12 protein-coding genes and 1 pseudogene are annotated in these 9833 nt (G+C 68.8%); 8 read left to right on the forward strand and 5 right to left on the reverse strand.

Annotated features, from left to right (window positions below; genetic code table 11):
* The coding region (locus G6018_RS15535) for a YciI family protein (protein WP_182640106.1) at positions 1–355 on the reverse strand (355 nt) is incomplete at its 3' end.
* A gap of 103 nt (positions 356–458) precedes the next feature.
* Positions 459–2429: a copper-translocating P-type ATPase gene (locus tag G6018_RS15540; RefSeq protein WP_241730667.1), complete on the reverse strand. Its 1971-nt coding sequence runs from the start codon at positions 2427–2429 to the stop codon at positions 459–461.
* Between the two features lie 15 nt (positions 2430–2444).
* Here G6018_RS15540 and G6018_RS17480 point away from each other — a divergent pair, with 15 nt between their 5' ends.
* Positions 2445–2618 (forward strand): hypothetical protein, encoded by a 174-nt coding sequence (locus G6018_RS17480; protein WP_241732177.1) that lies wholly within the window; start codon positions 2445–2447, stop codon positions 2616–2618.
* A 58-nt stretch (positions 2619–2676) separates the two neighbouring features.
* On the opposite strand, the gene G6018_RS15545 is transcribed toward G6018_RS17480, so the two are convergent.
* Positions 2677–4206, reverse strand: a complete 1530-nt coding sequence (locus tag G6018_RS15545; protein ID WP_182640107.1) for a multicopper oxidase domain-containing protein — start codon at positions 4204–4206, stop codon at positions 2677–2679.
* On the reverse strand, positions 4199–4486 hold the full coding sequence (locus tag G6018_RS15550) for an SHOCT domain-containing protein (protein WP_095718239.1): 288 nt from the start codon (positions 4484–4486) through the stop codon (positions 4199–4201). The genes G6018_RS15545 and G6018_RS15550 overlap by 8 nt, the downstream gene beginning before the upstream one ends.
* 115 nt (positions 4487–4601) lie before the next feature.
* Between G6018_RS15550 and G6018_RS15555 the strand changes: the two genes are divergently transcribed.
* From G6018_RS15555 to G6018_RS15585, 7 genes and pseudogenes are all read left to right on the forward strand, one after another.
* The gene (locus G6018_RS15555; RefSeq protein WP_182640113.1) at positions 4602–5345 is read left to right on the forward strand and encodes an RNA polymerase subunit sigma-70; all 744 of its coding nucleotides are present in this window, start codon (positions 4602–4604) and stop codon (positions 5343–5345) included.
* Positions 5346–5371: 26 nt separating this feature from the next.
* Positions 5372–6302, forward strand: a pseudogene (locus G6018_RS15560) (IS5 family transposase).
* 32 nt (positions 6303–6334) lie between these two features.
* The gene (locus G6018_RS15565) at positions 6335–6649 is read left to right on the forward strand and encodes a hypothetical protein (protein WP_182640108.1); all 315 of its coding nucleotides are present in this window, start codon (positions 6335–6337) and stop codon (positions 6647–6649) included.
* Positions 6650–6772: 123 nt separating this feature from the next.
* On the forward strand, positions 6773–7330 hold the full coding sequence (locus G6018_RS15570) for a dihydrofolate reductase family protein (protein WP_095718241.1): 558 nt from the start codon (positions 6773–6775) through the stop codon (positions 7328–7330).
* Positions 7331–7395: 65 nt separating this feature from the next.
* Entirely contained in the window at positions 7396–7686 is a 291-nt protein-coding gene (locus G6018_RS15575; RefSeq protein ID WP_182640109.1) for a DUF4287 domain-containing protein, read from the forward strand.
* A gap of 99 nt (positions 7687–7785) precedes the next feature.
* Entirely contained in the window at positions 7786–8652 is an 867-nt protein-coding gene (locus G6018_RS15580; protein ID WP_182640110.1) for an enoyl-CoA hydratase-related protein, read from the forward strand.
* 74 nt (positions 8653–8726) lie between these two features.
* Positions 8727–9482, forward strand: coding sequence for an SDR family NAD(P)-dependent oxidoreductase (locus G6018_RS15585; protein WP_182640111.1), 756 nt, complete (start codon positions 8727–8729; stop codon positions 9480–9482).
* A gap of 23 nt (positions 9483–9505) precedes the next feature.
* Here the strand turns inward: G6018_RS15585 and G6018_RS15590 are convergent.
* On the reverse strand, positions 9506–9833 hold a 328-nt coding region (locus G6018_RS15590), incomplete at its 5' end, for an alpha/beta hydrolase (RefSeq protein ID WP_182640112.1).

Here is a 9833-nt window from a genome sequence, read left to right on the forward strand (position 1 = left end):
CGTGGATCGGCTCCCCGCCCGCCCCCGGGGCCGCAGATAGCTCGCCCGCGAGCTCGAGGGCCCGCTCGTAGCTGGCGGTCTCGATGATCATCCAGCCGGCGATGAGGTCCTTGGTCTCGGGGAACGGGCCGTCGGTCAGCGGCGGGCGGCCCTCGCCGTCGTACCGCACCCACGTCCCCGACTCCGACAACGCGTTGGCGTCGACGAACTCGCCGGACTCCTCCAGCCGAGCGGCGAAGTCGTTCATGTACTGGATGTGGGCGGACACCTCCTCGGGCGCCCACTCGGTCATGGGCACGTTATTGGGTGGCTCCGGGGCACCCCGGTAGTGCTTGAGCAACAGGTACTTGGCCATGGCGATCCTCCTCGTACTGTGCGACCCAGTGTGGTCGCTGCACTAGGGGGACGGAACCGGATCCGGGTTCTCGACATGAGCGACCAGATCGGTCACACCGTGGTCATGTGCGGGCCAATCGTGCCGGGTCGAGGTCGAGGCGGCGCAACAGCTGGGCGTTGAGCGCCACCACGATGGTCGAGACAGACATGAGGATCGCCGCGACCGCGGGGGAAATCGCCACGCCGACAAAGGCCAGAACCCCGGCGGCCAACGGCACAGCGATGACGTTGTACCCCGTTGCCCACACCAGGTTCTGCCACATTTTGCCGTAGCTGGCATGGGAGAGGTCGATGATAGACAGGACCGCCCGCGGGTCGTTCGCGGCGAGCACCACCCCGGCGGATTCGATGGCCACATCGGTCCCGGCACCGATCGCCACGCCCACATCAGCGCGAGCCAAGGCGGGGGCGTCATTGACCCCGTCGCCGACCATCGCCACCCTGTGCCCGCGCTTCTGGAGCTCGGTGACCTTGGCGTCCTTGTGCTCGGGAAGCACCTCGGCGAACACCTCGTCAATCCCGAGGTCCGTGGCCACGGCGTCCGCGACCTGCTGGGCGTCGCCGGTGATCATGGCGACCGAGACCCCACGGGCGTGCAGGGCGTCGATCGCCTGCCGGGACTCCTCCCGCACGGCGTCCTCGAGCGCGACGGCCCCCAGGATCCGGTCACCTTCGGCGACGTGCAACACCGACGCCCCGCGCGACACCCACTGCTCGGTCACCTCCGCGACGTCGGTGGGAATCGACAACCCCAGTTCGTTGAGCATGGCGGGACCGCCGACGCTGGCCTCGGTGCCATCGACACGGGCGCGGACCCCACGGCCTGGCAGGGACCGGAAATCGGTGGCGGCGATCCGCTCGCCGGCCGGCACCCGGTCATCGGCCGCCGCGACGATAGCCCGGGCGACGGGGTGTTCACTGTCGGCCTCGACCGCCGCCGCCAACGCCAACACCCGCTCCCCGGTGACCCCGCGCGCGGCGGTGACTCCCGTGACCCGGTGCTGGCCCTCGGTCAAGGTGCCGGTCTTGTCGAACAGGACCACATCGACGGTGCGCATGCGTTCGAGCGAGAGCCGGTCCTTGACCAACACCCCGGACCTGGCCGCTCGTTCGGTGGAGATCGCGATCACAAGTGGAATAGCCAACCCCAGCGCGTGGGGACAGGCGATCACGAGCACGGTCACCGTGCGCACCACGGCCTCGTCGACGTTGCCGAGCAACGCCCAGACCGCAAACGTGAGGATGCCCACGACCGTGGCGAAATAGAACAGGAACGCCGCGGCCTTGTCTGCCAGAGCTTGCGCTCGGGACGAGGAGGCCTGGGCGTCGGCGACCATCCGCTGGATGCCGGCCAGAGCCGTGCTCTCGCCCACCGCGGTGATCCGAACCCTCAGCGCGCTGTCCGTCGCAACGCTTCCGGCGACCACGGTGTCGCCGGCTTCTCTGGTGACCGTCTTGGATTCGCCGGTGATCATCGATTCATCGACTTCGGCACGGCCGTCGGTGACCGTGCCGTCGGCGGGCACCCGCGCTCCTGCGCGCACGAGCACCAGGTCCCCCAACTCGAGGTCCGGAAGCGGAACTGCGACAGTCCCGGAATCCGTGATCTTCTCCGCCGAGTCCGGCAGCATGGCCGCCAGCGCATCGAGGGCTCCCGAGGCCGAGCCGAGCGCGCGCATCTCGAGCCAGTGCCCGAGCAGCATGATCACGATAAGCAGCGCCAGTTCCCACCAGAAGTCCAGCTCGAACCCGCCGAGGCCCAAGGTGGTGATCCAGGAGGCGACAAAGGCGACAGTGATCGCCATGGAGATCAGCAGCATCATCCCCGGGCGGCGCGAGCGGAGTTCGGCCCAGCCGCCCGTGAGGAACGGGGTGCCGCCGTAGAGGAAGATCACCGTGCCCAGCACCGGGGCGATCCACATGGCGCCGGGGAAATTCGGCATGGTGTAGCCGAGCAGATCGGCGACCATGTGGCTGAAGTACACCACCGGGATCGCCAGCACCAGCGACGCCCAGAAGCGACGGCGGAACATCTCCCCGTGTGCCCCGTGCCCAGCGTGTCGATCGTGGCCCCCGTCCTCGCCGTGCCCGCCCGGCCCGACATGGGCGACGTGCTCGCCGTGCTCGGCGGGGGGCGGGCTGTGAACCTCGGCGCCGTGGCCGTGTCTGGTCGGCGCCGGGTTCGGTTGCGCGGGTCCGTGTTCCGGATGCGACATCAATAGCCTCCTGGGAGTGGCGGGGCTCAGGGGTTCGGCTGTCTTGGGTGTTTCAGGGTGTTCACTAGGCCAGGTAGGACAGGGTGGTCATCATCCCGGCCTCCTGGTGATAGGCGTTGTGGCAGTGAAGCGCCCACTGGCCGGGGTTGTCGGCATCGAATTCGATCTCCACGGTGCGCATCGGTCTGATCGTGACGGTGTCCTTGCGCAGCCCGGTATCGGGCAGAGCGAAGGTGTGTCCGTGCAGGTGCATGGGGTGGAACATGTCCGACATGTTGCGCATCCGCATACGAACCCGTTGCCCTTCGTTGACGTCCAACGACGTGATGTCGGGGTGAGCGCGGCCGTTCAGGGTCCACCTGTACGGCGACATGGTCCCGCCCATGTCCAGACTGTGGTAAACGTCGTGCCCCTTCTCTTCCAGTCGGACGTCCGCGCGAGGCGCCAGATCGGTGCCGAACAGCACCTGCCGGTCCAGCTCGTCGGGTCGGGACCGGGTAGGCAGGTCGCCCGCAGCGGTGCGCACCAGTGCCTGCCCGTGACCGGTCTTGCCCTCGGCCTGCGCGAACAACGGGAAGACGCCGTCGCCGAGGGTGACGAGCACATCGAACCGCTCGCCCATCCCGACCATCAGTGCATCGGTATCCTGCGGCACGACCGGGAAGCCGTCGGTGTGGGTGATGGTCATCCGGTGCCCGCCCAGGGCCACGCGGAAGGCGGTATCAGCACCGGCGTTGATGAGGCGGATACGCGCTCGCTCCCCGGGTGTCGCGTTGAACACCATCGGGTCCTCCGGGACCCGCCCATTGACCAGGTAGAGCGGATAGCTCACGTCCCCGGCGCCGCCGAGCATCGGCGAGAGCATCGTCTCGGAACCCGTGTCCGTGGCGCCCATACCTCTCATGCCGCCGTGGTCCATCGCGCCCATTCTTCCCATCCCAGATCCGCTGCCCATACCTGCGGCGTCACCGATGCCCAGGTCGCGGGCAACATCGTCGGGGGTGCGACCGGTGCCGTCGAGCCAGTCGTCGAGCACCACGATCCACTCGTGCTCATGGTCACCGGGCTCGTTCGGGTCGTCGACGATCAGGGGCCCGTAGAGTCCGCGGTCGAGTTGGAGCCCGGAGTGCGAATGATAGAAGTACGTGCCCGCGTGCGGGACGGTGAACTCGTAAGCGAACCGACCGCCGGGGGCGATGGGGTCCTGAGTCAGGCCGGGTGCCCCGTCCATGTCGTTGCTCAGTGCCAGTCCGTGCCAGTGCACGCTGGTTTCCGCCGGCAGCTGGTTGTCCACCTCCACCTTGAGCAGATCCCCGACACGGGCACGCAGTAGCGGCCCGGGCAGGCTAGGGTCGTAGCCCCAGGTGGAGACGACGCGTCCACCGAGATCCACGTCGACCGGACGCGGCGTCAACCGCGCTGAGACCACCCGTTGGCCCGCGCTGCGGCGCGCCAGCTCGGCACGACGGACAGCGTCCGACAAGGGCTGCACGGGGGTACCGGTCGGCGGGCCCGCTCCGGAACAGGCGACGAGCGCCCCGGCCCCGGCGAGGGCTGAACCGAGGAGGAAGGACCGGCGGGTCAGCTCAGACACGGGGCCGCCCGTGCTCGGGTTTCGTCGGTACGGAGTTGCCGGAGCGCGTCAGCTCCTCTCGGCGGGCCACGAACTCGTCGGAGCCGATCTCTCCGCGGGCGAAACGCACTTCGAGCACTCGAAGCGGATCGGCCTCCGGCGCGGTGCGTCCGTGCCCCCCGGAACGGTCATTACGGAACATCATGGCCAGCATGGACAGCACTGCCGCCCAAAACACGAGCATGCACACCGCCATGATGATCCACCCGGTGGCACTCAGCTGACCCGACCAGCCCATCATGGTCGTCACCGTCCTTCGGTTGGTGACATCAGCATCGCGCGTGCACGCACCAGTTCAGGTAGAGGTCGCGTGAAGTTTTGATCAAGAAGGCCGGCCGCTGCATCGGCGGTGGACACTGTCCCCCGGAACCTGTCGCCCGGCCGCCGAACCACACCACAATTCCGCACCCCAGGCGGACAATGACCGCGTGAACACGACCGAGGCGGAGACCTACCGCCGCGAGATCCTCGGCTACTGCTACCGCTACTTCGGCTGTATCGCGGAGGCCGAAGACGCAACGCAGGAGACGATGCTGCGTGCGTGGAGGGCGCGGGATGGCGCCGAATTCGGCGGCCGCTCGTCGCTGCGTACGTGGCTGTATTCCATCGCCACCCACGTCTGCCTGGACATGGCTCGCGCGCCGCAGCGACGCAGCCTTCCGGTGGACCTCAACGAGCCCGGCCGCGTCCCAGACGACCCCACGTCGCTGGCCACCATGCCCGAGCAGATGTGGATCGGCCCGGCGAGCGACGCCCATCTCGGCGTCGACCCGTCCGCCACCGCCCTCGCCCGCGAATCGGTCCGGCTCGCCTTTGTCGCCGCGCTGCAGTTCCTGCCACCCCGGCAGCGGGTCGTGCTGATCCTCCGCGATGTCCTGGTGCTCTCGGCGGCGGAGTGCGCGGACCTCCTCGACATGTCCGTGGCCTCGGTCAACTCCGCACTCGCCCGGGCGCGCAAGACCATGGCCCAGCACGGGGCCACTCTCCCAACCGACACCGCGGACGACGCCCCCGCCTACGACACCCGGCTTCTCGAGAAGTACGTCGCCGCCTTCGAGGCCTACGACGTCGACCGCCTAGGGCGTGTCTCCCATAGCTGAGCGGTGACCCGCGAGACCGTGGCCGTATGGGTCAGACGAAGTCACGATTTCGCCAGTTCACCGACGAGCAGTGGGAGCGGATAGAGCCCCTGCTGCCCTCCAATGAAGGGCGGCAGGGGCATCCGTTTCGCGACAATCGCAAAGTCGTCGAGGGGATCATCTACCGCTACCGCGCCGGTATTCCCTGGCGGGACCTACCTCGCGAGGAGTTCGGTGCGTGGCAGACCGTGTGGAAGCGTCACGCCCGCTACGCCCGGGACGGGACCTGGGATCGCATCCTGCACGTGATCCTGGCCGATGCCGACGCAGCCGGAAAGATCGACTGGAACGTCTCGGTCGACGCCACCATCTGCCGCGCTCATCAGCACGGCACAAATACAACGCGCCCTGAGCAGGACACAGGGGGCAGGGTCGAATCACAAGAACCGGCCCTTCCGGGACTGTGAACCCGCAGGTCACGGCATCGGTCGCTCGCGAGGAGGGCTGACCACCAAGATTCACAGTGCCGTCGATGGCCGCGGCCGACCGCTGGCGAACGTGATCACCGGTGGGCAACGAAACGACGGCGCGATGCTGGCCGAAGTCCTGGCCGACATCCACGTCCCACGCCACGGCAAGGGCCGACCCCGCACCCGCCCCGACGCGGTGATCGCAGACAAGGCCTACTCGTCTGGCACGATCCGCCGCCAGCTCCGCAGTCGCGGTATCGCCGCTGTCATCCCGGAGAAAAGCGACACCATCGCCGCTCGCGAACGCCGCGGCAGCCGCGGTGGCCGACCCCCGAAACTCGACACTGACCTCTACAAAGACCGAAATGTCGTTGAACGTTCCTTCGCTCTGGCCAAGCAATGGCGAGCGCTGGCCACCCGCTACGACAAACTCGCGATCACCTACCGCGCCGCCGTCACCCTCTGCGCAATTCTCACCTGGCTACGCCGATTGGGAGACACACCCTAGTCGACCTGCTCACCGAGGACGCGGAGTTCAGCATGCCGCCGTTCGAGCTCTGGCTCCGCGGCCCCGCGCAGATCGAGCGCTGGTGGCGCGGCCCCGGGCAGGTGTGCCGCAACTCGCGGACCATCGTCACCTCCGCCAACGGCCGTCCGGCCGTCGCGGTCTATCACGACGGCGGCGGTCGAGACGAGAGCCGAAACGACGCCGGCGTTCGCGACTCCAGCGCGGCTCGATGGGAGCCGTTCGCGATCCACGTCCTGGAGTCCCGCGCCGGCCGCCTCTCGGCCCTCACCCACTTCATCGGCGCGGGCCACTTCGCCGAGTTCGGCCTGCCCGCCCACCTGCCGTAGGGAGAATCCCCGCCGCACCGATCACTTTCGGCGCCTCGCACCGTCTACCCCTGTGAAGGACGGTCCTTCGGGCCCCGAGCACCTGCTCGACCGGGCCCCCGAGTCCCCTCAGGAGGGATCATCATGAGCCGCACGATCACGGCCCACATGTTCTCCACGCTCAACGGCGTGACGGAGCATGCCGAGCACTGGCAGTTCGACGCCTTCGGACCCGAGGAGATGGAGTTCATGCAGAAGATGACTGCCGCGACCACGGACCTGGTGCTGGGCCGCACGCTCTGGCAGGAGTGGTCCGGTTACTGGCCCGGTGCGCAGGACCCGTTCGCCGAGTGGGTCAACCCGGTCCGCAAGCACGTGCTCACCTCCACCCTGACGGGCGAGCTGCCGTGGAACAGCGTTATCGCCACCGGTGATGCGGCCGGGTACCTCGGGCAGCTGCGGCAGGAACCGGGCGGCGACATCGCGATCGCGGGTGGCGTGGAGACCACCAGGAGGCTGGTGCTGGCGGGCCTGGTGGACGAGCTCACGCTGACCATCCACCCGGTGATCTCCGGTGAGGGCCGCAGGCTCTTCGACGAGTCCGTCCCCACGACGCGCCTGCGTCTGTTGAACTCGACGCAGACCCAGGCGGGCAACATCGTCGCGACCTATGCCCTGCGCTCGGACTCCGCGGACGCCTGACCGGACCCACCCGCTCATCACCCGAAACCCATCACCCCGCCGCCTATCGATCAGAGGAGAATCCGATGTCCTTCCAGGCGTATCTCGACACCATCGAAACCAAGACCGGGCTGACGCCGCGGCAACTCGTGGATCAGGCGACCGAACGCGGTTTCGGCCCCGGCACCAAGGCCGGGCCGATCCTGGAATGGTTGAAGAACGACTACGGCCTCGGCCGCGGCCACGGCATGGCGCTCGTCCACGTGATCACCAAGGGGCCCCGGATCAGCTCGAAGCACGTCGGCTCCACCGGCTCACACGCCGACGCGACCGACATGCTCTGGCTCGATGGCGCGGCCACCAACCCGAACCGCTGATCCCGGGTCCTCCCCCGCCGAGCCGGCGGCGAGTATGCGCAGCCGGTCAGTATCGGATCCCGGCCCCACCACCCGCCACCGCGGGTAGCGTCCGTCACCATGCAGCCCTCGCCCGACCAGGCACCCGAGACCGCAGCCGACCAGCGAGAGGTCGTCCTCGAGCGCCACGACGACGTCGCCGTGATCAGGCTCAACAGCCCCGATCGGCTCAACGCTGCGACCACGCGGAACCTCACCGACCTCGTCGCCGCTCTCGACGCCTGCGACGCCGACGACGACATCCGGGCCGTGGTGCTCACCGGCACCGGACGAGCGTTCTGCGCGGGGGCCGATATCTCGGGCGGGGGCGACACCTTCGCCGTCGATCCAGGCCAGGACAACGGCCACGCCCCGCCGGACACGGGCGGCCTGGTCTCGCTACGCATCTTCCGGATGACCAAGCCGATCATCTCGGCGATCAACGGCTCGGCCGCGGGCGTCGGGGTGACCATGACCCTGCCCACGGACGTGCGTATCGCCGCGGATCACGCCAAATTCGGGTTCGTGTTCACGCGACGCGGGTTGGTGCCGGAGGCGTGCTCCACCTGGTTCCTGCCCCGCATCGTGGGCATCTCCACGGCGGTCGAGTGGACTGTCGGCGGCAGGACCATCCTCGCCGGCGAGGCCCTGGAGCGCGGCCTGGTCCGTGAGCTGCTCCCGACCGACGAGGTCCTCCCCCGCGCCATCGAGATCGCTCGCGAGCTGACCCGCGGCACGGCCCCGGTCTCGGCGGCGCTGACCCGCCAGCTCATGTGGCGGATGCTCGGCGCTCCCGACCCTGAGGTGGCCCACCGCGCCGAGTCCATCGGTATCTATACCCGCGGCACGTCCGCCGACGTCCGCGCCGGCGTCTCCGCGTTCCTGGCCAAGGAGGAGCCGGACTTCCCGGACCGCGTCTCGGACGGCCTGCCCGACCTCTTCACCTGAGCTACTTCCCTCACTGCCTCGCCGCAACATCTGACCAGCTCCACCGCCACCCCCCACCTCGGAGAGGACTCCCCATGACTTCTGTCGACCTCACCGGTCGCGTCGCGATCGTCACCGGATCGACCGCCGGCCTCGGCGCCCGATTCGCCCATGTGCTCGCGGACGCGGGCGCGACTGTCGTCGTGACCGGGCGGCGTACCGAGAGGATCGAGGAGGTCGTCGACGCGATCAGCCGACGCGGAGGCAGCGCGCACGGCGTTCGGCTGGACGTCGCCGATCCGGCCTCCGTCGAGTCCTGCCTCACGGAGGTGACCGAGCGTCTCGGCGCTCCCCGGATCCTGATCAACAACGCCGGCATCCCCGATGCGCAGCGCGCACACAAGATGTCACTGGAGCTCGTGGACGCCGTGTTGGACACCAATATCCGTGGCCCGTGGCTCATGGCGACAGGGGTGGCCCGCCGGTTGATCGTGGCCGAAACGCCGGGCCGGATCGTCAACATCTCCTCGATGGCCGCGTACCACTATGCCGGGAACGGGGCCGCCCTCTATGCCACCACCAAAGCGGCACTCAGTCGGATGACGGAGGCCCTCGCCGTGGAGTGGGCGCGCAATCTCATCAACGTCAACGCCATCGCGCCGGGAGTCTTCGAGTCGGAGATGACCGACGGGATGCTCGAGCGGGTCGGCGACATCGCGCCCGGGTTCCCGCGCAAGCGCCTCGGCGTACCCGAACAGCTCGATTCCACGCTGCTCTACCTCGTCTCCGACGCATCAGAGGCGGTCACCGGGACCGTCATCAAGATCGACGACGGGCAACTCCCCCGCTGATCCCGACCCGAGAATGTCCCGCATCAGGCCTCGGTGCGGCGCCACCAGTCGCTGATCGCGGTGGCCAACTCCTCAGGCGTCTCGACCGGCAGCATGTGCCCGGTCTCCGGGATCTCCACGTAGGTCACCGCCTGGGCGCCCTTGCTGCTGGCGCCCGCACCACCGCCCCCGGCACCGTTTGCCTCGGCCCACCTGCGCTGTTCCTCGGTGGGCACCACCTGGTCGTGTGATGCCCCCACGATGAGGACCGGGCAGGGCGCCTGCGCGGGGAAGGTACTGCGGTCCGGCCGTGCGCCCAGGGCCACCGAGTGCGCGGCGAACCGCTCCGGCCCGTACCCGCGCGCCGCGCGC

Origin of the sequence: Dietzia sp. DQ11-44 (genome assembly GCF_014145205.1) — a bacterium.
In the GTDB taxonomy this organism is placed as follows: Bacteria; Actinomycetota; Actinomycetes; order Mycobacteriales; family Mycobacteriaceae; genus Dietzia; species Dietzia natronolimnaea.

Excerpts from the sequence above, each read along its gene's own strand:
- G6018_RS15575 (WP_182640109.1), top strand. The coding sequence starts at position 7,396 with ATGTCCTTCCAGGCGTATCTCGACACCATCGAAACCAAGACCGGGCTG.
- G6018_RS15565 (WP_182640108.1), top strand. The coding sequence starts at position 6,335 with ATGCCGCCGTTCGAGCTCTGGCTCCGCGGCCCCGCGCAGATCGAGCGC.
- G6018_RS15550 (WP_095718239.1), bottom strand. The coding sequence starts at position 4,486 with ATGATGGGCTGGTCGGGTCAGCTGAGTGCCACCGGGTGGATCATCATG.
- G6018_RS15580 (WP_182640110.1), top strand. The coding sequence starts at position 7,786 with ATGCAGCCCTCGCCCGACCAGGCACCCGAGACCGCAGCCGACCAGCGA.
- G6018_RS15570 (WP_095718241.1), top strand. The coding sequence starts at position 6,773 with ATGAGCCGCACGATCACGGCCCACATGTTCTCCACGCTCAACGGCGTG.
- G6018_RS15585 (WP_182640111.1), top strand. The coding sequence starts at position 8,727 with ATGACTTCTGTCGACCTCACCGGTCGCGTCGCGATCGTCACCGGATCG.
- G6018_RS15540 (WP_241730667.1), bottom strand. The coding sequence starts at position 2,429 with ATGTTCCGCCGTCGCTTCTGGGCGTCGCTGGTGCTGGCGATCCCGGTG.